This is a genomic window from Paenibacillus solisilvae (assembly GCF_042656405.1).
Classification (GTDB): domain Bacteria; phylum Bacillota; class Bacilli; order Paenibacillales; family Paenibacillaceae; genus Paenibacillus_Z; species Paenibacillus_Z solisilvae.
This window is the reverse complement of sequence record NZ_JBHSOW010000008.1, coordinates 51,331-75,012: the sequence shown is the minus strand read 5'-3', so window position 1 is coordinate 75,012 and position 23,682 is coordinate 51,331. Positions and strand designations below refer to the sequence as shown.

Below are 23,682 nucleotides of genomic sequence, written 5' to 3'. Positions count from 1 at the left end.
AAGGATCAAATATCAATTTCAGATACAAATTCATCTTTCTCAGCCATTGTTAGGAAACCATCATCATCATATTCTATTAACAACGGCAAGATATTCTGAAGGGAGCGCTGCACATGCAAAAAACAGCATTATCACCGCTTGATATTCTGACAGCGGAGCAGATTGGGCAATTCAGGGAAGATGGCTACATTCTAATTAAGAAAGGCTGTTCTCACGATCTAATTGATGCCTTTAATGGACATATTCACGACATTCGCACCGAGTCACCGATGCCGGAATGGGCAGCCTGCGATGAAGACAAGAAATTCTCCATCCGCTTATTTAATCCTCATAAGCACGACGGCTTCTCGCGTCAGCTCATGAAGCTGCCGATTATCCGCGGCGTCCTGAATCAGCTTATGGGCAAAGAAGCGGTGTGCGTACAAAGTATGTATTTTTACAAAGAACCAGGTTCCCATGGACAAGCCGCCCATCAGGATTATTACTACATTAAGAACGATCCGATGACGATGATTGCTGCTTGGACAGCGATGGAAGATATCGTAGATGAAGAAAACGGCTGTTTGTTCGTTATACCAGGCACACATAAGCTTGGTTTGCTGAGCCATGGCGCGGTCAAGAATCTGGAGGAGCATGAGCCCTGGACCCACGAGACAGAGGGCATCGACACCTCGCGTCAAATTCCAGTGCTAATGGAAAAAGGCGACATTCTATTCTTCAGCGAGCTTCTCATCCACTTGTCCAATAAGAACCGCAGTAAAGACCGCTGGCGCCGTTCGTATGTATGCCATTATATCCGCGAAGACTCCAACGTTCTGCACCGTGAGGATCTCCGCCAGAAATATCCGCTTTATTGACCCTAGAGAACGGCAAAAGCCGCCAATTCATTTTGGCGGCTTTCTTCTTATTATCGAGCAGAAATCTATCAGGCTCATGAAGATTGGATCAAGGATCCTTGGTCAGGTATAAAACTAAATCATTGTCTGCATATACCTTGGATTCCGGCATCACCACTTCATTCTGGTAGATGACACCTCTTCCATCCGGAATATAGCCCCGTTTCGCATACAACCGCTGAGCCGGACCATAATAAATATGCATCCCTACCCCTATTCCAACCGTTCCATAGAGGTCGAAGGCGATCTTTTCGACCGCCTCCATTAATTGGTTTCCGATACCGCGTTTCTTTAATGGTCCAATGACATTGAAATCATTGATTTCCGGAATGCCGGCTTCCCTAAAAGGTGGATAATACGAATGGGTAAGCAAATGTAAGCTTCCTGCGAAGTTCCCTTCATAAAAAGCAAGCAGCGTTACGCGTTCTCCCTTTTGGATCTCTTCCCAGCATTTTTCCATGTATGCGAATGGCTTATGAATGTTATGTTCGCTAAATATACGGGATACAAGGTCCATATCCTCTCTTGCCATACGTCTAATTTCTATTGAACTGCTCATGATCATAGGTCTCCCTTATGCCAAGGAGTCTTCATAGAGACTTCATCTAAAATATTTCGCCAGGTGCTCCGCTGCTTTCGTAACCCCTTGTCTCTCAGCTTCCAAAGAACCCCAGAACCGGTGATCCTCAAGCTCAATGCTAACCGCTCCGGCATAACCGAGCCGGTCAAGGCGGACAGCAACCTTGCCCCAATCGACATCCCCGTGACCTGGAATCGTATAGCGCCAGGAGCCTTCAGAGAATCCATATTTCTCACCGAAGGTCGATGTAATTACGCCGCATTCATACAGCTCGTCATGCAGAATTTCGGTATCTTTACCATGGCAGTGATTGATGCGCTCACCGAATTCACTCAAGGCACGGATGTAATCAATCCCAAGGCGGACAAGGTGAGAAGGATCGTAGTTCAAGCCAAAATGCTTCGACGGAATCGCATCGAACATCGCCCTTAACATCTCTGGCGTACAGCCAAGTGTCGGATAATACGGCGCTGGGCCCGGCCATCCTTCAATCGCAATGTAAATGCCTGCTTGCTCGGCGTGCTTTACAATCTCCGGGAATGTGTCCTTCCAAATCGCGAAGCCTTCCTTGCGCGGCAGCGTATGATCCTCGGGCACAAGGCACATGAAGAGTACGCTTCCGCCAAGCGCTGCTATCTCAGTCATCTGCTGCTTCGCAGCTACCACCGCGTCCGCGCGGCGGGCTTCATCACGGCTTAACAGCCGCGAGGTGTGATGGGCATCTACAGATCCAATACCGATACCGGCTTGATCGCAAGCCTCTTTCAATTGGGGCGTCAGATTCGAGACGTCCAGGACATCCAGGCCAATGCCGGCGGCCCACTGTGCAGTCTTGTTTATTCCTTCCGCCCCAATCTTGGGCGGAATCCGCATACCTAATTTGACATTCATACTGTTTGTTCCTCCTCTGATTCTTGGGCTGCTTCCGGCACATAGCCTGCAGCCTGGTAGATCATCTCCGACAGCTTCACGACCTTCAAGGCGAACTCGCCCGGCACAAGCACCTCATGGCGTCCGAGAATGGCATCGATAAAGCTTTTATCCTGATTGGTAGTCTGCTTCGGAAGTTCCGGTACGATTGGTTCTTGTCTTAAGCGGCGCAGCGTGATTTTACCATTATCATAGAAGATCCCGCCTTTCTCTCCGCAGAAGACAAAGGTTTCATGCCAGCATGGGGAGTAGCCGACCAGGTTCAGGCCGGCAACGGCTCCTTCAGCGAAACGGATCGAAGTGAACGTGTCGATTTCCACGGCGGCCCCGTGCATATGCAGCTGCGGCTTCACCTCCACCGGAGTCAGGCCAGATGTCCACAGCAGCACATCGATAATGTGGCTGCCCGAATCCATGAGGAAGCCGCCTCCGGAAAGAGCCGGGTCTGCACGCCAGGAGCCTGGCGTACCCTGTCTCCATTCCTGGTAGAGCGAAGCGGTAATCGAAGTTATCTTCCCGATCTCGCCGCTTTCGATCGCATTGCGGATATATAAGAACTCAGGCTGAAAATGCCGCTGATAGGAAACTTGCATGATCTTCCCTGACTCCTCCGCCGTCCGGATCAACAGCTCCGCTTCTGCGGATGAGCAGGTCATCGGCTTCTCGATCAATACATGCAGCCCTCTGGTAAGCACATCATGGGCCTGCTGAAAATGCAGCGTATGCGGAGAACAGATAACGACTGCATCAATGTCCGCCTGCTCCAGCATTTCTTGATAATCCGAGAATTGTTCCACCTCTTGCAGACCAAACTTCTCAATAAACCTCTCCCGGTTCCTTTCACTAGTATCCGTGATGGCCTTGATTTCTGCTTCCGGCAATTCAAGCAGCTGCCGGGCATGCAGCCCTGCAATACCTCCCGTACCAATGAAACCGATGCGTACTTTGCTCATTTCGATAACCTCCTATAGTGAGTGAACTGCCAAGCTCCGCATTCCGCAGCCTATTCAACCAGCCCGGAACGCTCCACACCTTGAATGAAGTACCGCTGAAGAAAAAGATAAACAAGAAGCATGGGGACCAAAGCAAAGAAAGTTGCGGCCATAACGACAGGTAAACTGAATACTTCAAAGCTGCTTCCCGTTAAGGTATCAAGAGACTGATAGAGCCTTGGAAGCATCATCGGCAGAGTGAATTTCTCTTCGGATGTAAGATAAATAGAGGGCTCGAAGAAATCATTCCAATGCCAAACCAAGGAAAGCAGCGTCGTTACTACGATAGCAGGCGGGGTAAGCGGCAAAATAATTTTCCAATATACCTTGAAGCTGCCGCATCCATCCACACGCGCAGCATCCTCGAGCTCCCATGGAAGCCCCCGGAACAGCTGGCGGAAGATAAAGATGAATAACGCTCCCCTAAGCCCATTGGCGAAGAATGCAGGAATAACAAGCGGCAGCACACTATCGAGCCATCCTATTGTCTTGTACTGCATGAACAAAGGAACAATGATCGTCTGCGGTGGAATGATCATGGTGAACATACATAAGACGAACAGTACCTCACGCCCCGGAAATTTGATCCGGGCGAAACCATAGGCAACAAAGGAACAGGATAAGACTTGACCGACTACGCTAAGGATGGAAATCAGAGCTGAATTTTTGAAATGGGACCAGAATTGCAGCCCCTTCATCCCGTAATAGAAATTTTCCCACGCTAGACTCTTCGGAATCCACTTGATCGTAAAATCCATCAGATCCACCGGATGTTTAAGGGATGTCGTAATCATATAGATAAATGGATAAAGGAATACGAAAGCCAAATCTATCAAGATAACATAAACGAAAATCCAATAGATTAACGCAAACCAACGGCTTTTACTCCCGATTCGGCTTAACAAGCTATTATTCCTTAAAGCAATTGCTTTGCTGCTGGCCTTTGTTTCCTTAACGGCTATGCGCTGCTTGGACTTTGAAATCGGAATCGACTTCATACGGTGAACACCTCCTTATCTCTTATTTTTCACCTGTATAAACGATAAAGCGTCGGGTAGAAACAAATACGAGCACGAGCAGAAGGAAAATAAACAAGAAATAAATCCAACCCATACCCGAAGCGTAACCCATTTCGATATTGGTAAAGGCGGTGTCTTTGATATAAACCATCATCCGGTTGTTGATATCCGTGAAGGAATCCACGCAGGTATAAACCAGATTCAGCAGAATGATTGGCGTAATGAGCGGCAGAGTGATTTTCCAGAACATCTCCCATTCCGTTGCTCCATCGCATCTTGCCGATTCATACAGCGATAGGGAAATACCCTGCAGACCGGCCAGGAAGAGCAGGATTTGCACGCCTGTCTTCCAGAAAATCACAGTAAGCCTGCTTAACATATCAAAGACGATCTGGGAGAACGTGGGTCCCATATACAGAAACACTTCATCAGGAACACCGATTCCATTGACCAGCGTATCTTTGCCGACACCGGCATACAGCAGCTGCTGCATGGCAAGGCCGGAGCCGATCAGTACGGGCAGGAAGAATGCCGCCCGGAAGAACGCACGTCCTCTGATGTTGTGATTCAGCAAGATCGAGATAAACAACGAAAACACGATAATAAGCGGCGTATTAATGACGGCATCTTGAATGACCGAGATAAACAGAGGAATAAACTGTGTATCCAAGACAAACGCCTTGTTGAAATTGCCCCAGCCGACAGACTCCAGCTCAAAGTTACCGACGCCTACAACCTCATGGAAGCTAAGCCAAAGGGAGTACACTAAGGGATAGAGCATAAACAATGCAAAGCCGATCGCCCAAGGTGCGATATAAACATAACCTGCCAGCATTTTCTTTTTTTCCAGACCCATCTTTTGCCCTCTCATGCTTATCCCCCCTTCGGCACTACGATAAAGTTTTTATCCGGTACAATATGATCGCCTTCGACCCTGACCTCACGCGGTGAATAATTGACAATGACGCGAGTGCCGTCTTCATACACGACCTCGTACACATCCTTTTGCAGCTTGCGGTGCTCCTTCATAGCCTGAGACCAGACCGGCTGCAGCTTTTCATTCATCTCTTTGTACTGCTGGACCGATTGATTCGCCCAGTTGTCATAAGCAGAGCTGAACAGGTCGCTGTAGTAGGTGTCCTTAAGCTCCTCAGAGTAATTCTTCGTTAATTGGTAGTAAGGCATATACCCGTATTCCACCATTTTGAGGTACTGCAGCTGCGGATCATAAAATAAATTTTGCGGATCGCCCGAGTAAGGGATCAGTCCATGCACGGCCATTTGATAAAAAGGAATCGTTTCATCGGTAAAGAAGTAGCCGCTGTCCTCCATTGGAATGCCGAACAAACGGGAGGAGTTCTTTAAGCTGTATCCATTGCCTCCGATCGAGGCTGCACTGCCGAACTGCTTGATTGATTTATCCATCATCTCAACCCATTGTTTGGCTGTTCCTTCGCGTGTCAGCGGGTAATCGTCATTGTAATCGTAGTAGTCCTGATACCCGATACCGTCGAAGTTAATGCCGGTAATATCCAGTTTGCGGAGCGGATCAAGAATCTTCCCTTGAAAATGCTCATTTTGCTTGCCTGCATTTAAGTAAAAGAGTTCGCTGTAACGATCTGTGACGGCAAAATGATTGGCTCCAACAACGACGTCGCTGCGTGTGGAAAATCCGTCGCTTCCCTTCCAGGCCTCGACATAATTGTCCTGCAGAAATAATTGATAGTTATTTGCTTTGGTAAAAGCGCTTAACTGCTTGAGCCCGCTTAATCCGCCTAATTTCGCGGATGGCGTATACCCGGATGGATATTCCAAGTATCCCTCTCTCGTCCAGCCCAGCAGATTGGCGGAAATGGACTTTACCCCCTGTTTGCTCAAGTCTTCCATGATTTGCTGAGCCTCCGGGTAGGTCGTTGTCTGAATGAAATGATCAAACAAAATCTGGTTTTTCTTAATGCCCATGAGCATATCAAGTCCGTACGGAATCGGATCATCCTTCTTGATATGCGAACGGACGCCCTGCTCGTTGATCAGATATTCCCGGTAGGCTGAGGCCATATGACTGTAATCGGCTTCATTGCCGCTGAAGAAAACATACCGGATCGTATGATCCTCGCGCAGCACATTCTTCTCCGGCTTCTTGGTCAAATTCCCGTCCTTCTTCACCGCTTCATACTCGCGCCGATAGATAAGCTCCGAGGACACGCGGTTCAAGTTGATCAAATAACCGCTTGGCGAGTAGAGAATGTTCGCATCGTATTCACCCTGCGTGATCATCCCGAGAAAAGCATTTTCATTGACTTTCAGACCGAAGATCGGCAGCATCGCATTCTGTTCCCGTTTGTAATTGTTGAAAGTGATCGTATCCGCGCCGTATACGCTTGCCCGGTAAGGATTCAAATAAGTCGGATGGTTCGACTTAAAGGTCGACAGCGCTCCAGGGCCGTCCGGATAAATGGAATACCCTTGATCCTTATCGGTTGCCGCTCCGAAGAACGGAAGCGGAGCAATCGCCATTAACCAGTTATTCTTCGATTCCTTGATCGATTTGCCCGGAACCGTCACCTCTAGGCTGTTGCCCTTCAATTGAAAGCTCATATCGAAGCTGATTTGCAGTCTTGGCAAGTCATAGTGAACGGATATCCCGTTATCCAGAGAAGTCGCCTTCATCTTCGGCTGTTCAACAACGGAATTCGTTTCCTGCGTTTCCATCGCAGGCAAATTGGGATCCGTGAAGGTCAGGTGAAAAATCGATTGACTGCTGGCTGTCCACAGTTCATTCCCGTCAGCGCTTACATCCTTGAGCGGGACCGCCGATTCCCACTTATACCCATTGCTCTTATCCTTCACCACGATGGCGGAATCCGAGGAACGGAACAGAAGCTCGAGGCGGTCTGTTTCCGCTACTTTCTCGTATTCGCCTAGGTTTTGGGGCTGCACATCCTCTGCCGGCGTATCAGCCGCAGCCTCCACGGCTCCGTTTTTCGGTTTGATCTCCTGCTGCGCTCGTTCAATGGCTCTTTGCAGGGAGGGTAAAGCCAAGAGAACGAGCACTACTAAGATTAAGCTGACGGTTATATAGTACATCCATCGTTTGGCTTTTCTCGTAATCATGGTACCCCCTTAATTCTCCAGTAAGTATCGAATTTCTACGAAGATTTCACGTGCAAATTGCAGGACATGATTCGTCAAGGCGAAGACGAGCCCGACGGTCCCCCAGAAGATAATAAATGCAAAGATGGACAAGAGAAGGACCCCGACCGATTTCTTAAAGGAATAATCATTGAGCACCTTCAACTGAATGAAGATGAGCAGGGCGACCCATAACCAAATAATAAGGTTGATGCTGTTATACAGACCGATCTCGCCTCTTGAGAGGAAGAGGGAGACTGCAGCCAGAGGGATTGAGAACACGATATAAGGAATTAAGGCATACGACATAGCCGTCAATATTTGGCTGAAATAAGCCTCTCCGTCCATAATCGCCGTAATCAAATAACAAGCGAGAACCCCGGATATTAAAGGCATCACGAAGCGGATTAATTCCAAATTCAGATCGGCATCCTTAGGCTGAAGGGAAGTGATATGGAAGCTCGTCATATAGATCGTTACGATTCTGACGCATAGGGTCAGAAGAATCAGCACGAATGCCGAAGCCAGGTTTTTGTTTTTTTGCAGCTCTTCAAAGCCGTCCACAGGATGGAAAAGTATCGCTACTCCAAGCCGCAGAGACCGCAGCCCGGACTGTTTCATTACCGCCGCTCTGTTCAATAGCCATACCTCCTTATGACGGTGTTCGTGACGCGGATCATAAATTTCACAATGAGATACACCACATAAATAAGCAGAGCAGCTGCAATGATGATCCAGCCTAGATATTGGCGCATCAAGTCATGCCGGTACTCGGCAAAGGCAAGTGAATACCCCTCTTGATCCTCACCCAGCTTAAACTCCTTCATGGCCTCTTTCCATTTTTCTTCCTTCATGAGCGCTTTCGCCACGCCGCGATGGGCAAGCGGGTAGTTCTCATCAATCTTCAATACTTCCTTCCAAGGTGCCAAGGCCTCTTGATAACGTCCGTTAAAATGAAGCTGACTGGCCTGATGGATCAATTCTGCAAATCGCGTCGGCTGGAAAATCTGTATGTTGTTCCGATCCCGGTCCAGCACGTAGATCTTGCCTGCTTTATCGATGACGATGCTGGTCGGGTATTCAAACCGGCTCTTCACATCGCCTTGACCGCCGAAGACTGCGAGCAGATTCCCTTCCTGATCGTACTGGTAGATTTTACGCGACATCGCGTCGAGTGCATTCACAACACCAAACTGATCGACAGCCAAATCGACGAAATAAGGAAGCTCCAGTGTTCCGCTGTCGATGGAGGATTCACCGAAGAAAGCCTTCTTGTAGATGTTCTCGCCCATCGCGTTGAACTTCTTAATCTGATCACTGCCAATCAGAACTGTAGGCGTATAGATGAAGCCTTTGTTGTCCATCGTCAAATTGGAGTTTTGCTGAGGCACCGCATTGTTCAGCTGCTCCCTTTGCTCCGGCGTCGCCAATAATCGAATAAGCAGCTTCTTCCAGTCGAATGGAACGCGGTTGGCTCCAATATAGCCGCGAAACCGGTTCAGCGCATCAATCATCATAAAGCCGCTGTAATCATTCTTGTTCAGCACGTACAAATAACCGCGCCGGTCCATGATGACTTTATCCGGGGCAAATTCCAAGTCCGGACTCAGCAGAGTCGATTCCGGCTTGACGAATTCTTCGACGAACTCGCCTTTCGGAGAGAGATGAATGACCTTGCCGCTCCCCGTATCGGCAACGAACATATCGCCCAATTGATCGACGAAGATTCCGCTTGGCTGGTCAAGCTCGACTCCCTGTTCTTTCCCGAAGATACCCAGTACCTTCCCGTCTGTATTCAATTTCACGATCCGATTATTGTCCGTGTCGGCAATATATAAGAGCCCCTTATCATCGATAAACAGGTCACTCGGTTTATTTAAGCCGGGATTGCCTATATCAAGGACTACCTTGTCTACCGTATATGTAAGTGGGATCGGAATTTTATAACCGTACATCGGATCAAGCGTATAGGACATTTGCGGGAGCGCATAGACGGGTATGCTGCCGATAAGGAACAGCAGACAGCCGATGATGCCCGCAGTAATTCGTTTGTACATCATGTCCGCCCCCCTATGATTTGATCCCGGAATGAACCATCGTATTCATAATCAATTTTTGAAACAAAAGAAAGATTAGTATTGGCGGAAGAGTAATTAAGAACGTACCGGCAGCCAGCGCGCCTGACCGCGCAACAACGCCCGGACCACCTGCAAGCGTTTGAATCGCCAGCGGCAGCGTCTTCATCGTTTCACTTGTGGTGAACACAAGCGCCGAGAAATAATCATTCCAGTTCCCAATGAAGGAGAAGATGATTAACGTTGCCCAGGCCGGCTTGCTCACCGCCATAATAACCCGCCAGAAGATCGTCCACTCCGATGCGCCGTCGATATGTGCAGCCTCGATTAAAGCATCCGGAATTTGGTCAAAGAACTGCTTCATCAGGAAGATATTGAAGGCCACCGCGATCTTCGGCAGAATTAACGCCCAATACGAATTGACCAGACCCAGGCTGGATACAATCATGTAGGTCGGAATCTGAGTTACCTGCGGCGAGAACATCAGGGCAGACAGGATGACTGCAAAGATGAAGCCTGCGCCCGGCGGCCTGAACTTGGATAATACATAAGCGCCTAAGCTGCACACAATCAAGCTGGCTGCCACAATCACTACTGAGACGAATAGACTGTTGAAAATGTAGCGTGAGAAAGGAACGACCGAGCTGTCCGTAGCGGTCAGCAAGTCGAAGAAGCTGCGCAAGGTCGGCTTTTGCACGAAGAATCTCGGCGGGTAAAGGAACAGCTCGTCGAGCGGTTTGAAAGCCGTTGAGATCATATAAATGATAGGCAAGGCCGTAAATCCGACCAAAGCGATCATAAACGCGTACAGCAATCCCCTGTTGAAGCGGGCAACAAATTTCGTATAGTTTATCGTCACGTCCTTTGGCCCCCTTATTGTTCTTTGGACGATAATAATCTCATGACGATTCGGCCTAAGCCGAGTGTCACGAAAAACAGGAAGACAGCAATAGCAGATGCATAACCGAGCTCGAACCGGATAAAGGCATAATCGAACAGATGCGAGATAATCGTGTGTCCCGCATAGTTAGGGCTTGGCATACCGGAGATTGCCACGGCAATATCGAACACCCCAAAAGCACCCACGATGGCATTGACCGCGCCGAACAATAACTGCGGTTTCATAAGTGGCAGGGTAATATGCCACAGCTCTTGAAACCGGCTTGATATCCCGTCGATGGATCCGGCTTCATACAGCTCAGGCGATACATTCTGCAGCCCTGCAAGGAACACCAGGAAGCCGGTTCCCATGCTCATCCAGAGAGAAACGATAATAATGACCGGCATAATGGTATCCGGGTCTGCCGTCCAAAGGATGGGTTCGCTGATCATGCCCCAGCTCAGCATCCAGTTGTTCAATAATCCATAGCGGTCGCCGGAGAAAATATAAAGCCAGACGATCGATAAAGCGATACCGCTCGTAATGGACGGTACATAGAAGGCGAGCGAGAAGACCATCTTCGCCTTCAGCGTATTGATCACCCATGCGAGCAGAAAGGATAAGCAATAACTCAGCGGGCCCGCGATGACGGCAAAGATAAACGTATTTTTAAGCGATTTGATGAAGATGTCGTCTTCCAGGAATAAGACGCTGTAATTCGATAGCCCCACCCATTTCGCCGGCTGAAGCATGTTGTAATAGGTGAAGCTGAGATAGACGGACTGAACGACCGGAATAACCGTGAAGACGATGAAGAGAATGAGGAAAGGGCTGAGAAACAAGTAACCGAGCGCAGCCCTTTTCCCCGCTTGAGTCAATTTAAACCGACTTACCTTTTGTGATGTCAGCTGAAGCGGACTTTTCACTTCCACGCTGCTTTGCATACCGCTCCTCCTTCCGCCGCCTCTAATTCGGGAGAAACCCGAATTCTTTTTGTTTGGCTTCAAGCTCTTTGTTAATATCCTTGATTCCCTGCTCCAGCGATTCTCTTATGTTCATGCCTCCAAGAACAACGCGGTTCCAGGCATTATCAATATTACGTGCCGTGAAGTATCCGCCGAGCACATAAGGCTGCTCTTTGTAGTACTTCCATTGATCGGTCAGCGCCTTCAGATCATCCTCCGGCCAAGGCAGCTGCGAGAAGGCTTCCATATTCGCCGTATTCCAGCGGGCTTCAACACCGAGCAGAGCCTCCAGCTCTTGACCGAACTGAACCTGACTCTCTGTGCTTGTCCACCACTTCAGGAATTCCCAAGCTTCCTTCTGATGCTTCGATTGCTTGAAGATGGCAACCGATTGGACAGCCCCTCCGCTCGTGCGGTCAATCGTGCCGTCAGCTTTCTTATGCCCAGGCGACGGTGCTACGCCCCATCGGCCGATTAATTCAGGAGCTGCCGTGGAGAGCAGCACATAAGTAAGGTAATCGGAAATCCCGATCGGCATTTCCCCTGTACGGAACCGGTTGAAGAAGTTCGCCGTTACCGGGAATTTATAATTGGTATACAGCTCCGTCCACTCCGTGAAGGCTTGGAAGGCTTCCGGAGAATCCAGCCCCGACTTCGTTCCGTTCTTCTGATAGAACTCTCCGCCATTCTGATAGAGGAACGGCATGAAGCCCAGGGAAGAGATCGGATAGAACATCTGCATCCCGTTCTGCTGCAGGATAGGCAGCATGGCGTACGCCTCATCCCATGTCTGCGGAACGCTAACGCCGAGCTCCTTCAAGATGTCCTTGCGGTAAACCAATACGTTGAAATCCTGTGTTTCGGGAAGTGCGTAGCTCCCTCCATTGTATTGAAAAGGGATCAGCGAGCCCGGCAGGAACCGTTTGCTCACTTCTTCATAATCCGGGAACTGCGTTAAATCTACAGAAGCATCCCGTATCGCAAATTCGACAGGTAAATGCGCATCGACGCCTGTTGCCACATCCGGCGCTTTACCGGAACTTGCCGCAAGCAGCAGCGTATTGACGGAGCCCGAGTTTAATTGTCCGGCTGGAAGCGTGTTGACATTGATGCGTATGCCCGTTTTGGGTGTGAAGTCCTCTTCCGCCATTTCCTTCATGATTTCCGCCCACTCTTTACCACGGGATACCCAGACCTCGATAACGGGACCTGTCTCCGGCGCACTCGCACCTTTGTCATAGACACTGCCGACGCCTGTATAATCTTTCGTAAAGGAAGCCACGAAATTCTTGAGCGTGCTGACGGACTTTTGCAAAATGTTCGACTTGACCTTCGGATACTTAGTATCCGGAGAGCTGATCAGCAGGTAGTCCAGAACGAGCGGTACATTCTGCAAGCCCATCAGCAGTGTGCTTAAGCTGGTTTGACTGTTGCTGAGCTCCGACAACTGCCTTGGTATGGAATCGGGATTACTGATCATTTTCTCGAACGTATGGTTCATCATCCGCAGACTGTTCACCGTACTTGGCTCATCCTCCGAAATGGCATTCAGCGCATTCATTTGGACGATCAAATCGTCTGCGATAACCTTCAAATCCCCGATAAGCTTAGGAACCTTCTTCCCGAGCTCGTATTCAAAGTTTGGATCCGGTGTCGGCCCCGTGACCATAATAATGCGCCTGTAGAGATCCGAGAGCTTCTGCGTATCCTCCGTCAAATCTTCGATAATGGATTGGTACGGCCCAACCTCGGCAACCATCGTAATCGTATGCTCGCCTGCAGTCAGATGCATGAGCAGCGGTTCTGCTTCACCAGTTTGTTTATTGTCTTTGTGCAGCGTTTCGATTCGCCAGTTTCGAGAGTAGCTAAAAGGGTACAGTTCCAGTTCTTTGAACGGAACTTTCCCATCTATTAGAATTTGACGATAAGACGGAAGCCCATCGCCCCACCATTGTCCAAATTTCAAGCCGACCTTGTATAACCCGTCCTTTGGAACCGAGAACGTCCATGAAGCCTTTTGACCGCCTTTTCTCCAGCGCCAGTCACCGAATGCATTCAACCGGATTCTTCCGTCGCCTGCCGGCTCCATTAAGGGATCGCCATTGGATTCTCTGCGGATCGTAGGATCGGATTTCATCGGATTGTTTTCCGCTTGTACTTTCACGTTGATATTTGCCGCGGGCTCATAGCCTTGCTCTTTATAGGTTTTCTGCATATCGCTGTAGCTTGGTAACTGCCCCGGGGACGTCAGCCGGATTTCATCGATAGCCATCGGTTCTATTAAAAAATTCATGCGAATGACATGCTTGCCTGAAGTCAAGTAAAACTGGAAAGGACCCGGATACAAACCGTTTCCGTCGGAAATCGGCTGCTCCATCCATTGCGGTTTTTCGATTTGCTTAGGCCTTACATCATCACCCTGGTTGTTCTGTATTGGATCGCCTCGATCAGCCCAGTTGCGAAAAAAATAAAGCCGCTGCGCTTCGCGGAATGGACTTTTTCCGTCGATAAGCAGCTCCCGCTGAATCGGCAGCCTTTTTCCTGCCATCGGGTAGTAATTGGCAGCCAGATTGTAAAGCCCTTCCGCCGGAACATCAACCGTCCATTCGATCCATGAGGTATCTTTCGCCCATACAAGAGCGGATGATCGACCCTCGACCGTTTCCGAAGGCGGCTTCGTGCCTCCGAATGCGGAATACTGATCGGCTTTAATCACAATATCCGGATCGGCGGCTGGCTTATAGCCCGCTTTCTCATAGGCAGCCAGCGTTTTTCCATATGTCGGCTGCAAAATATCGTTGATGGACAGCTGGTCCATATCTGCCTGCGGAGTACCTTGATTCTGATTGCGGTCCCGTAAACGCTCGCTGGCGTAAGATTGAAGGTTTTCACCAAAGGTTACCGAAAAGACAAGAAAAGTGATCGATATAAGCATGACTTTCTTCCACTTCAACGCATCATTCCAACGCCATTTCAAGCACCGTCACCTCTTTGTCATTCAATTCATCTCTAGCCGTCTTTTCTTCATTTGCTTCGTGCATGGGAAAGGGGCAGCATAATCCTACCCCTTTCTTGGCTAATTTAATTATTTGGCTTGCAGTTTTTTGAGCTCGTTATCTACATTCTTCTTGACTTCATCCAGCAGCTTCTTAGGCTCGCCTTTTCCATTCAAGGCTAGATCCTGTACGCGGAATGTTTCATCCCACATTTTTTGACCAGCAGGGGTAACAGGGCGATAATGCGCACTGTTCATCATCTCAACAAATAACTTTAGCTTTGGATTTTCCGTTATTTTAATTTCCTCATTCACTTTCGGCATGGCAGTAATATCGTTTCCTGCATCCGCACGCTTAGCCCAAAGCAGTGTACCATCATGTCCGCCTATAAATCTGAGAAACTCCCATGCTTCTTTAGGATGCTTGGCTCCCTTCGGCATAACAAATGAATGGCCGCCTGCCCAGGTGGTTTGTGGATATCCATCCTCTGACGGCATCATTGCGACTCCCCAATCAAATGTCGGTTTGACCTTCGCATTGCTGGTCAAATCATTCAATATCCAGTTGCCGTCAACCATAAATCCAACTTTACCGGTCCAGAAAGGATTAATTCCCGTTTTACCCATGACATCGTTGAACTTGTTGATTTTGGACATATCATACTTCTTCGCATAGCCTACCATCCACTCGAGCGCCTTGACGATTTGCGGGTCGTTTGGCGTTAATTCTTCGCCCTTCGTCCATTCTCCGCCGAAATTCCAGCTTTGCGTATACAAGTAGCTTTGACCCATCCAAGGAATAAACCCAACCTGTTCATAGCCGCCGCTGCTTGATTTTTTGAATATTTTCTCAGCCATCGCATCCATCTCGCTAATGGTGGTTGGCGGTTTTTCCGGGTCAAGACCCGCTTCTTTCATTAGGGTTTTGTTATAATAGATCACCCGGTTATCCGTGTTGAACGGCAGTGCATATAAATCATTTTTGTAATTCGCTTCTGCCCAAGGGCCTGGATAATAATTGTCTGCCTTTACCTCGCTGTCAGTATCGAGATAGGGAGTTAATTTCTCAAGGGAACCCTTAGCCGCCCATGCACCTACCATAAAACGATCGAGAATACCTACATCCGGAGGTGTACCGCCGGCAATCAGAGTTGTTAGCTTATCATTTCCCCCTTGATCGGGAATGTATTTCACCTTGATATTCGGGTGCAGCTTCTCGAACTCACTGATAACGATTTTCGTAAAATCCTGCTGGAATTTGCCCTGCCAACCCCAGAATTCGAGCGTTACTTTCTCGCCGCTGTCCTTGCCGGCATCGCTGTTTACTGCACCTGCGTCTTTATTGGCTGCATTGTCTGTGTTTGCTTTTTCTGTGTTCGTTGTATTATTTGCGTCTGTTGAGTTTGTTCCACTTTCCCCATTTGTACCCCCACAGCCTGTCAATACCAAACTTACCGATAGTGCAGTTACGAAAAACTTAATCATTCCCGTTTTCAATTGCTGAGTGCCCTTATTCCTTTTCTCCACTTTCAAGCCTCCCTTTAACTAATTTTTAATTGGAATTCGCAACACATCTTTAGTGTAAACGCTTTTATTTGATCGGGTAATGTGACTGCTTTTGTATTTGGTGTAGTATTTTTGCCAGATTGTAAGATTCATATAAAAAAGAGTGCCTATCATAGACTGATAGGCACTCTTTTTTGGCTTCTTATAGTGAACTCTCCTGTACATGCTCCAGCTTTTGGCGTTCTCCCGACTTTACCTTGGACAATTCAGCATCGATCTTCTTCTTCATTTCATCCAGCAGGGTCTTCGGCTGGCCCTGAAGCTTGACAGCCAGATTCTGCACGCGGTACATCTCATCCCACATGTAGCCGCCCACAGGTGTTACCGGACGGATATGGGCGTGCTCCAGCAGCTTGACGAATACCTGCAGATTCTCCTTTTTATACAATCCAAGCTGTTCGTTCACTTCCGGAATACAGGTCAGATCATTTTTACTGTCCGCCCGGCCTGCCCAAAGAAGCGAGCCTTCTTTACCCGCAATAAATTTCATGAACTTCCAGGCCTGTTCCTTGTTCTTCGCACCTTTTGGCATAACGAAAGACCAGCCTCCCGCCCATGAAACGGATTGATCGCCCGAAGCGGTAGGCATCGGCGCGACACCCCAGCCAAAATTCGACGGTTCAATATCATTAAGCAGCCAATTCCCTTCAAAAATGAACCCTACCTTACCGGACATAAACGGATTTTTCCCGGTTGTTCTCAAAGAATCCGAGAAAGCTGTCAGCTTCTTCGTATCGTATTTCTTCGCATAGCCCTGCATCCATTCCAGCGCCTTGACGATTGCCGGATCGTTAGGGGTCAGTTCCCCGTCCCTTTCCCATTCACCGCCAAAATTCCAGCCGTGCGTGTACAAGAACCCCTGGGCCATCCAAGGAATCATCCCTACTTGTTCATAGGACCCGCTGCTGTTTGTTTTGAACATTTTCTCCACCATTTGATCCAGCTCGGCAATGGTTGTGGGGGGCTTATTGGGATCAAGGCCCGCTTCCTCCATCATCGATTTGTTATAAAACATGGCACGGCTGTCCGTATTCCACGGCAGGGCATATGTTCTGCCCTCGTACTGGGCTTCCGCCCATACGCTCGGATAATAAATGCTTTCCATGTCATCTCGGATCACATAATCCGACAAGTCTTCCAGAGCATCCATCGATGCCCATTCTCCGACCACAAACCGGTCAAACATCGCTACATCCGGCGCTTTGCCTCCTGCAATTGCCGTCAACAGCTTATCCGATGCCTGCGAATTATCCGAATTCTCAACAAAAGTCATTTGGACTTTAATATCCGGGTTAGCCTCTTCGAACGGTTTCACAACCGTATTATAAAATTCTTTCTTAAATCCCCCGCCCCATGGGAACCAGAAACTGATCGTTACAGGATCGCTGCTTTGCTTCACATTTGAATGATCATTTTCCTCCGTTAACCCCACGTTTGTTTCAGAATCAGTGCCAATTTCTTTGCTGGCGCAGGCATTTAATAACATGATTACAACTATCATGAGGACAAGCATGAAAGAAACAGGCTTCTTTTTACGAATCAAAAGCTCTTTCATCGTTACATAAATCCTCCTTTAATATGCCTTGTGTAATCAGTTAGTTCTACTCCCTTATGATTGAATCATTCAGCTGACATGCTTAGCAGGATTTATCTTCAAGAGCGGGATCGTCATGACTACGCTGGTGCCTTTCCCGTAGCTGCTGTCAATCTCGATTCCATACTGAACACCGTAAGCAATTTTGATTTGTGAATTAATATTCCGCAGCGCAAAATTGTTCTCCTCGTCGTGGTCCTCACCACGTAACAGCAGCTGAAGCTCAGTCAATTTTTCCGGCAAAATCCCTTCACCGTCATCCACAACGATAAATTTCAAACAATTGTTTTCCTGAATAAAGGAAACATCCAGCCGACCTTTACCTGACTTCTTCTCGAGCCCGTGATAGATTGCATTCTCTACAATAGGCTGAAAAATAAATTTCAGTACCTTGTAGTCCGCAAGCGTCTCGTCCACATGAAGGTGAAGTGAAAACTTATCCTGATAACGGACCTTCTGAATCATAATGTAGCTGTCGAGTAAATGCACAACCTGATTGATGCGCACCTCATCCATGCCTTCACTAAGACTTAGCCTCAAATACTTGGACAGTCCGAAAATCATGGTGCTGATGTCGTCTACCTTATGAATGCGGGCGATCCAATGGACGGAATCGAGGGTGTTATATAGAAAATGAGCATTAATCTGGGAGCCCAGCATTTTAAGCTGAAGCCCCTGCTCCAACAGCTTCTGGACATAGAGCTCATTAATTAACTCTTTTATGCGGGATACCATTTCATTAAAATGAATGAACAGATAGCCGAATTCATCCTCACGCTTGTCCACGATGCGAATGTCAAAATCACCGTTTTTGGCTCTGCGCATAGCTCGAATCATCTTCTGAAGCGGCCGATGCACGGACGAAGCAATAATGATTGCAAGCAGAATACCTATTGAAGAAAATACGACTCCAAGCGATAGCATATACCAGCGGATATCATTGGCTTCCTTCATCAAATCCGCGCCCCGGAGCATGCCTACAAGCGTCCAATCCGCTGATTCCAGCCGATTGTAGACAACCAGCATCCTTTCCCCGCCCATCGGTTTGCTGAATATTCCCATATTCTCTTGTTTCATCTGAACGCCAAGGATGCTTGATAATCGGATTCCATCCTTGTCACCGACAATCTGACCGGTTTCGTCGATAATGACATTCATACCCGATCCGTCATAATCGATTTCCGATAGAATCTTCATAATCTCCGCTGGATCGATCTCATATAACAGCACCCCAATAATTTCTCCGCGGCTGCTGACATTTTTCTCCGCACGGCCAAAGCAGAATACGGGTCCGGAATCCCCATCCCAGCCTCTTATCAGTGAAGGGCCAATACCAAAATAAACAACTTGCCCGTCGGCATCACGAATGCGTTTATACCAGGATTCCGTAGAATAGCCATACGGATATGGATTATAGACCGGAAAGGTGTCCCTCGGTGAATAGCGGTAGGAGAAGCCTTTCTCTCCCAGCAAGTAAATATTTGCAATATCATTTCTCGAATTTACCAGATTCGAGAGGAATGCCGTATTCGCATTATTATTCTCAAACTTCTCCAGCTCGCTTTGAAACTCTCCGCTAAGCTGCTTCTGAATATCTTTGTTGCCTAAGACCAATAGGGAGCGGTCCTCATAGCCGGCTAGAATGGTATCGATCCGCTTGCTCATTTGCTGAACGTTCTGGAGCGCCATGCCTCCGATTTTGTTTTCCATCATCTCTGCGGATTTATCATAAGAGAGATAGCCCATCACGGTAATAATGATCAGCATGCTGGCAACGTAGAATCCAAATACTTTTACACCAACCGAAGTAAGCTTTGATTTCTTAATGAAAGACAGCATCATGATGACCTCTCTTCTATGCGCCGTAGTTACGAAATTGGGCAGGAGTCATCCCTTCCCATTCCTTGAATGTCTTCACGAAATGCCGAAAGTCTTTATAGCCGACACGGTCCGCGACTTCATAAATCTTAAGGGGGGTCTGCTCCAGCAATTCTTTTGCTTTGGAGATCCGAATGCGAATGAGATAACGGCTGAGCGTTTCGCCAACCTCTTCATGGAATACCCTGCTGAAATAGGAGGGATTCAAGTAGATCGTTTCTGCTACGTTATTGAGGCTGATGCCAAGGTGAAAGTTATCATGGATGTAACGAAGCGCATTCTCAATGGTACGTTTCTGTCCAAATGCAGCAGCACCCGTATCCTTCATTAGAAAGACGTTCATGATCGACTGCTTCCAGTCCCGAAGCGAGCACCGATAAAGCTGAAGCTTCAGCTGATGCGTAACCGTGTATGGCTTCGAGCTGTCCTTCGCCCTGCACAGCTCCTGCCATTTGGACAGAAGATAATCAATATGCAGGTTCATCTCGCAGCGAATGGCAAGCGGTGAGCTTTGTTTGACCAGCTCTTGAAGCAGCTTCATTTGATCTTGAAGCAGGTCGGATAACCTGTTTTTATCCACCAGCTTCAAGGCATGAATAATCCGATTAGACCATGCCGCGTCGAGAGGTTCGGATTTGATCGTCGTGTAAGGCATACCTGCGGCAAAAGATACCGTTTGATTCACGCCAGATAGCTGGTAATCCTTAGGTTCTGTATGTAATGGATCAGCTTCATGTTCGTTGTCCATTGAGCTGCTGCCCATGTGGGCTGCACCGTAAACACCGCCCGGTCCATGTATGAGATATTCCGCACTATATGTAAGCGCTTCCTTAAAAGCGAAAAAAAGCTTCCTTCTTTCCCCAGCGCTGCTGATTCCGATGCTGATCCGGATGCCAAGAACTTGATGCGCCCGTTTAATGACCCGATTCGCACCGCGATGCAGGTCCTCGTAATTGACAGGATCTGCCTGCATCCAAGGGGAGGCAATAAGCGCCACGTCCGCAAAATCATTCTCATGCAGCGGACATGCCTGGCATCGCATACCTTCTTCCGTGAGGATTTCCTCCATGAGATTGCCCAGAGCATACCTCATTAACGAACATCCTCTTTCATTCATCCCTCGCTCACCCCATTCGTGGACGACGGCAGACAGGACGACGAGCCGGTCAGGGTTCAAGTCAATGCTAAGAGCATCCCATTTGGACTGTAATTCAGGCTCGGCAATCGGCTCGGACAAACACATTTCCAGATGCTTCTGTTTAGCCAGGGGCATACTCTCTCTAACACGGCCTGACAATTCCTCCAGCCGGGATCTTATTTCTCGCTTCTGTGTAATTTCATTGACGCAGCGGTCAACAATCTCAAGCAGCACATTCTCTTCGATTGGCTTAAGAATATAATCAAACGCACCCAGCCTGACTGCCTTCTGAGCATAAACGAAATCGCTGAAGCCGCTAATAAAAATGACCTTCGTGTCGAATCCACGCTTTTTCATGTCTTCAATTAATTCCATTCCATCCATGGAGGGCATCTTAATATCAGAAATCACGATATCCGGAACATTAGCTTCAATCAGCTCCAGCGCTTTCAATCCATCTTCGGCATCGCCGATAAACTGAACCCCATGCGCACTCCAATCAATAGTCTGCTTTAATCCTTCCCGAATCCAACGCTCATCATCGACTACCATGAGTTTTATCATTTTCAGTGCCCTCCTCATTCAATTCGCCACTCAAATAACTGTGCTTTTTTTACCAATCTTACAGAAGCAGAGAGACTTATATAATGTTTTTATTTTTGGATTTAGTGTATTATTTTTACGTTCCCGATGACCTCCTTATTTATTCCTTTCATTCAATAAATTGTCCACCTTCATTATTATACAAAAATATTAGGCTTAATTTGTTCATTGGCGGAATGTTGCAGTATTTTGTTCAATTTCACAAGAAAATGCATCCTTCGCAGCATCAAAAAAGTCGACATTTGATATACCGCTTGGCAATTAGTACAGCAAAATAGGACCGCAGCTACTTCTGTAGGTGTGGTCCCCATCATTAATTTTGTAAAAACAGAATCGTATTCGCCAAGAGAAATAAAAACCGAAACGTCCTCGATAGTTAATCCAAGCAAATAGCGCCGCTCTGCGTCAATCGGGTATTTCCGTTAGGCTTGCTTGCGGTTATCGAAAATCACCTTATCGATCGACAGCAGTCCCGGTCCGGCAAAGATCAAATAGATTGCCAGCATGATGTAAGCCAAGTCCAGCTCATAGCCTGCCATTTGTCCATTGCCAAGCAAACCTGCCGTCAGCTTCATGGTGAAGACCGCACCAATCAGCATAACGACGAAGAGCGCAGATATATATCTTGTGAAGAGACCGACAATCAGCAATATCCCGCCGATTACTTCAAGCCATCCTGCAATATAAGCCAGATACCCTGGCGTTCCGGCGCTTTCAAACCAAGCGGAGACATTGCCAAGTCCCATTTGGAACTTGTTGATGCCGTGCGCAAGGAATAATATTCCCAATACGACTCTCATTAGGGTCGTTACTCCAGATGTTTTAACCATGATCCTTTACCCTCCAAAATAATATTAGTGATAGAGATAAAATGTTTGTATTGATACTTTAAAGTAATTTCATCAGCTTGTCAATGAATTTATTTTAAATATAAATTTATATTTATTATTAGTTATATTGATCGTACTGCCGTATTCTTCTGAAGCGATTAAGAGACAATGAAAAAAAGCTAAGTTTCATTAGCAGCGGCTAATGAGACTTAGCTTTAGTTCTCAGGTTCCGATGAAATTCAAAGGTACGTCTTTATTGTTGCTGCTATCATTCACCTGATTCACGAGCCTGAATTTGCGCCGGGTGCAGCGTCAATATGGCTTGTAAACAAAAAAAACCACCCGCCGAAGCGGATGGTTTCCTTCATGTATAGGCCCGGTGGGGGTCGAACCCACAACCTACCGGTTAAGAGCCGGTTGCTCTGCCATTGAGCTACGGACCTGCGTTCTTTGTATTATAGCACATTATTTTAAAAATAGCTCTGCTGCGGAAAATTGATTCTCACTTGAATAAAAAACAACATCCTCTTCAAATACCGGACATGTTGAGTTTAGCAATATTTCACCGCCAAGTCAATTAGAACAATGTACGGTTCAAGAATCATGAAATCCCGCTTCCCAGACAAAACGAGCCTTAGAAGAAATTCTAGCGGCTCGTTATTATCTGCTGACTATATGCTAAGTATGAATGATGAAGTTTCTTATTCCGGCTGCCTTCCGTTATTTAGCTCTCATTCCAAATCCGGCGGGCGTTATCGAATCCGGCTTTGGAGCCGAACGTACAAGACTCATGCCCTTCGAATTCGATGGAAATATACCCGTCATAGCCGGAACGTTTGATGGTGGAAATCACATCCCACATATCAATGTCCCCTTGTCCGACGATAGCCCCTCTAAGGTAATTGCCGCTTAAGGATCGGAACCATCCGTCTCCTGGGAAGCGATAAGAAGGGCGGAGGTAGAAGTCTTTAAGATGGATCATAGAGGCAATAGGGAGATTATTCTTGACAGCTGCTGCCGAATTCTCATCTGCACACATGAAATTGCCCACATCAAGCGTCGTTCTGAAGTTAGCCCGGTCCACTGCGTGGACAAGCGTTTGCACACGCTCGCTGTGCTGGATGTAGTATCCATGATTTTCGACACTGGTTGTAATTCCATAACCGCTTGCATAATCAGCAATTCTCCGGCAGGCTTCGGTCAAACGCGGCAAATCCGCATTAAAATTCGTAATGGAGCATTCCTTCATCGGACGAGAAGCCACATCATGGCGCATCAGCTTTAAGCCAAGACGATGTGCGATGTCGACTTCATTGCGAACACGCGCGATCTCTGCTTCAAACGCTTCTTCGTCAGGCTGAATGAAATTGGCCCCAATGGAATAATTGGACAGTTCGATCCCGATTTCACCAGCTTTGCTGACAATGGCGTCAATCAATTCCGGCTGTTCCACTAATGAAAAACCAAGCGGCACAATCTCCATATGGTCCGCCCCAATGTCGGCTGACCATTGTAAAGCATCCAATATGGTCATTTTACCGGCTTGAAGATCCTGATACAGGCTGTATGAGCTTATTCCGAGTTTCATAATATCCCCCTTAGCTGTTCT

The 23,682-nt window shown here is 47.7% G+C and carries 18 protein-coding genes and 1 tRNA gene; 1 reads left to right on the top strand and 18 read right to left on the bottom strand.

All coding sequences use genetic code 11. The features are described from left to right. Window positions 1-113: 113 nt before the first annotated feature. Window positions 114-857 carry a phytanoyl-CoA dioxygenase family protein gene (locus tag ACFPYJ_RS02120; protein WP_379186395.1) on the top strand — a complete coding sequence of 248 codons (744 nt, stop codon included), beginning with the start codon at window positions 114-116 and terminating at the stop codon, window positions 855-857. Between the two features lie 88 nt (window positions 858-945). Here ACFPYJ_RS02120 and ACFPYJ_RS02115 read toward each other — a convergent pair whose 3' ends face one another. The 18 genes from ACFPYJ_RS02115 to ACFPYJ_RS02030 form a co-directional block, all read right to left on the bottom strand. Continuing rightward, entirely contained in the window at window positions 946-1,455 is a 510-nt protein-coding gene (locus ACFPYJ_RS02115; RefSeq protein ID WP_379186394.1) for a GNAT family N-acetyltransferase, read from the bottom strand. A 42-nt stretch (window positions 1,456-1,497) separates the two neighbouring features. Then, the gene (locus ACFPYJ_RS02110; RefSeq protein ID WP_379186393.1) at window positions 1,498-2,367 is read right to left on the bottom strand and encodes a sugar phosphate isomerase/epimerase family protein; all 870 of its coding nucleotides are present in this window, start codon (window positions 2,365-2,367) and stop codon (window positions 1,498-1,500) included. After that, the gene (locus tag ACFPYJ_RS02105) at window positions 2,364-3,359 is read right to left on the bottom strand and encodes a Gfo/Idh/MocA family protein (protein WP_379186392.1); all 996 of its coding nucleotides are present in this window, start codon (window positions 3,357-3,359) and stop codon (window positions 2,364-2,366) included. Before ACFPYJ_RS02105 ends, ACFPYJ_RS02110 begins: the two co-directional genes overlap by 4 nt. A 50-nt stretch (window positions 3,360-3,409) precedes the next feature. Beyond that, window positions 3,410-4,396, bottom strand: coding sequence for a carbohydrate ABC transporter permease (locus ACFPYJ_RS02100; protein WP_379186391.1), 987 nt, complete (start codon window positions 4,394-4,396; stop codon window positions 3,410-3,412). A 22-nt stretch (window positions 4,397-4,418) separates the two neighbouring features. Continuing rightward, window positions 4,419-5,288, bottom strand: a complete 870-nt coding sequence (locus tag ACFPYJ_RS02095; protein ID WP_379186390.1) for a carbohydrate ABC transporter permease — start codon at window positions 5,286-5,288, stop codon at window positions 4,419-4,421. Window positions 5,289-5,290: 2 nt separating this feature from the next. Further along, window positions 5,291-7,531, bottom strand: a complete 2,241-nt coding sequence (locus ACFPYJ_RS02090) for a DUF5696 domain-containing protein (protein ID WP_379186389.1) — start codon at window positions 7,529-7,531, stop codon at window positions 5,291-5,293. A gap of 9 nt (window positions 7,532-7,540) precedes the next feature. Next, complete coding sequence (locus tag ACFPYJ_RS02085) at window positions 7,541-8,188, bottom strand: Yip1 family protein (protein ID WP_379186388.1); 648 nt, start codon at window positions 8,186-8,188, stop codon at window positions 7,541-7,543. After that, window positions 8,185-9,609, bottom strand: a complete 1,425-nt coding sequence (locus ACFPYJ_RS02080) for an SMP-30/gluconolactonase/LRE family protein (RefSeq protein ID WP_379186387.1) — start codon at window positions 9,607-9,609, stop codon at window positions 8,185-8,187. The genes ACFPYJ_RS02085 and ACFPYJ_RS02080 overlap by 4 nt, the downstream gene beginning before the upstream one ends. 10 nt (window positions 9,610-9,619) lie before the next feature. Further along, window positions 9,620-10,483 (bottom strand): carbohydrate ABC transporter permease, encoded by an 864-nt coding sequence (locus ACFPYJ_RS02075; RefSeq protein WP_379186386.1) that lies wholly within the window; start codon window positions 10,481-10,483, stop codon window positions 9,620-9,622. 14 nt (window positions 10,484-10,497) lie between these two features. Continuing rightward, on the bottom strand, window positions 10,498-11,448 hold the full coding sequence (locus ACFPYJ_RS02070) for a carbohydrate ABC transporter permease (protein ID WP_379186385.1): 951 nt from the start codon (window positions 11,446-11,448) through the stop codon (window positions 10,498-10,500). 22 nt (window positions 11,449-11,470) lie between these two features. Continuing rightward, window positions 11,471-14,446 carry an extracellular solute-binding protein gene (locus ACFPYJ_RS02065; RefSeq protein ID WP_379186384.1) on the bottom strand — a complete coding sequence of 992 codons (2,976 nt, stop codon included), beginning with the start codon at window positions 14,444-14,446 and terminating at the stop codon, window positions 11,471-11,473. Window positions 14,447-14,554: 108 nt separating this feature from the next. After that, entirely contained in the window at window positions 14,555-15,991 is a 1,437-nt protein-coding gene (locus ACFPYJ_RS02060) for an ABC transporter substrate-binding protein (RefSeq protein ID WP_379186383.1), read from the bottom strand. Window positions 15,992-16,172: 181 nt separating this feature from the next. Then, window positions 16,173-17,585 (bottom strand): ABC transporter substrate-binding protein, encoded by a 1,413-nt coding sequence (locus ACFPYJ_RS02055; protein WP_379186382.1) that lies wholly within the window; start codon window positions 17,583-17,585, stop codon window positions 16,173-16,175. Between the two features lie 69 nt (window positions 17,586-17,654). Continuing rightward, a complete protein-coding gene (locus ACFPYJ_RS02050; protein ID WP_379186381.1) occupies window positions 17,655-19,466 on the bottom strand; it encodes a cache domain-containing sensor histidine kinase in 1,812 nt (603 codons plus the stop codon). Window positions 19,467-19,479: 13 nt separating this feature from the next. Further along, on the bottom strand, window positions 19,480-21,204 hold the full coding sequence (locus ACFPYJ_RS02045; protein ID WP_379186380.1) for a response regulator transcription factor: 1,725 nt from the start codon (window positions 21,202-21,204) through the stop codon (window positions 19,480-19,482). A gap of 461 nt (window positions 21,205-21,665) precedes the next feature. Further along, entirely contained in the window at window positions 21,666-22,076 is a 411-nt protein-coding gene (locus ACFPYJ_RS02040) for a DoxX family protein (protein WP_379186410.1), read from the bottom strand. A gap of 368 nt (window positions 22,077-22,444) precedes the next feature. Continuing rightward, window positions 22,445-22,516, bottom strand: a tRNA-Lys gene (locus tag ACFPYJ_RS02035). Between the two features lie 281 nt (window positions 22,517-22,797). Further along, window positions 22,798-23,661: a sugar phosphate isomerase/epimerase family protein gene (locus ACFPYJ_RS02030; RefSeq protein WP_379186379.1), complete on the bottom strand. Its 864-nt coding sequence runs from the start codon at window positions 23,659-23,661 to the stop codon at window positions 22,798-22,800. Between the last annotated feature and the right edge of the window lie 21 nt (window positions 23,662-23,682).

What these genes read in the sequence shown, in the direction of transcription:
- ACFPYJ_RS02120 (WP_379186395.1), top strand. Translation starts at nt 114, where the DNA reads ATGCAAAAAACAGCATTATCACCGCTTGATATTCTGACAGCGGAGCAG.
- ACFPYJ_RS02115 (WP_379186394.1), bottom strand. Translation starts at nt 1,455, where the DNA reads ATGAGCAGTTCAATAGAAATTAGACGTATGGCAAGAGAGGATATGGAC.
- ACFPYJ_RS02110 (WP_379186393.1), bottom strand. Translation starts at nt 2,367, where the DNA reads ATGAATGTCAAATTAGGTATGCGGATTCCGCCCAAGATTGGGGCGGAA.
- ACFPYJ_RS02105 (WP_379186392.1), bottom strand. Translation starts at nt 3,359, where the DNA reads ATGAGCAAAGTACGCATCGGTTTCATTGGTACGGGAGGTATTGCAGGG.
- ACFPYJ_RS02100 (WP_379186391.1), bottom strand. Translation starts at nt 4,396, where the DNA reads ATGAAGTCGATTCCGATTTCAAAGTCCAAGCAGCGCATAGCCGTTAAG.
- ACFPYJ_RS02095 (WP_379186390.1), bottom strand. Translation starts at nt 5,288, where the DNA reads ATGAGAGGGCAAAAGATGGGTCTGGAAAAAAAGAAAATGCTGGCAGGT.
- ACFPYJ_RS02090 (WP_379186389.1), bottom strand. Translation starts at nt 7,531, where the DNA reads ATGATTACGAGAAAAGCCAAACGATGGATGTACTATATAACCGTCAGC.
- ACFPYJ_RS02080 (WP_379186387.1), bottom strand. Translation starts at nt 9,609, where the DNA reads ATGATGTACAAACGAATTACTGCGGGCATCATCGGCTGTCTGCTGTTC.
- ACFPYJ_RS02070 (WP_379186385.1), bottom strand. Translation starts at nt 11,448, where the DNA reads ATGCAAAGCAGCGTGGAAGTGAAAAGTCCGCTTCAGCTGACATCACAA.
- ACFPYJ_RS02055 (WP_379186382.1), bottom strand. Translation starts at nt 17,585, where the DNA reads ATGAAAGAGCTTTTGATTCGTAAAAAGAAGCCTGTTTCTTTCATGCTT.
- ACFPYJ_RS02050 (WP_379186381.1), bottom strand. Translation starts at nt 19,466, where the DNA reads ATGATGCTGTCTTTCATTAAGAAATCAAAGCTTACTTCGGTTGGTGTA.
- ACFPYJ_RS02045 (WP_379186380.1), bottom strand. Translation starts at nt 21,204, where the DNA reads ATGATAAAACTCATGGTAGTCGATGATGAGCGTTGGATTCGGGAAGGA.
- ACFPYJ_RS02030 (WP_379186379.1), bottom strand. Translation starts at nt 23,661, where the DNA reads ATGAAACTCGGAATAAGCTCATACAGCCTGTATCAGGATCTTCAAGCC.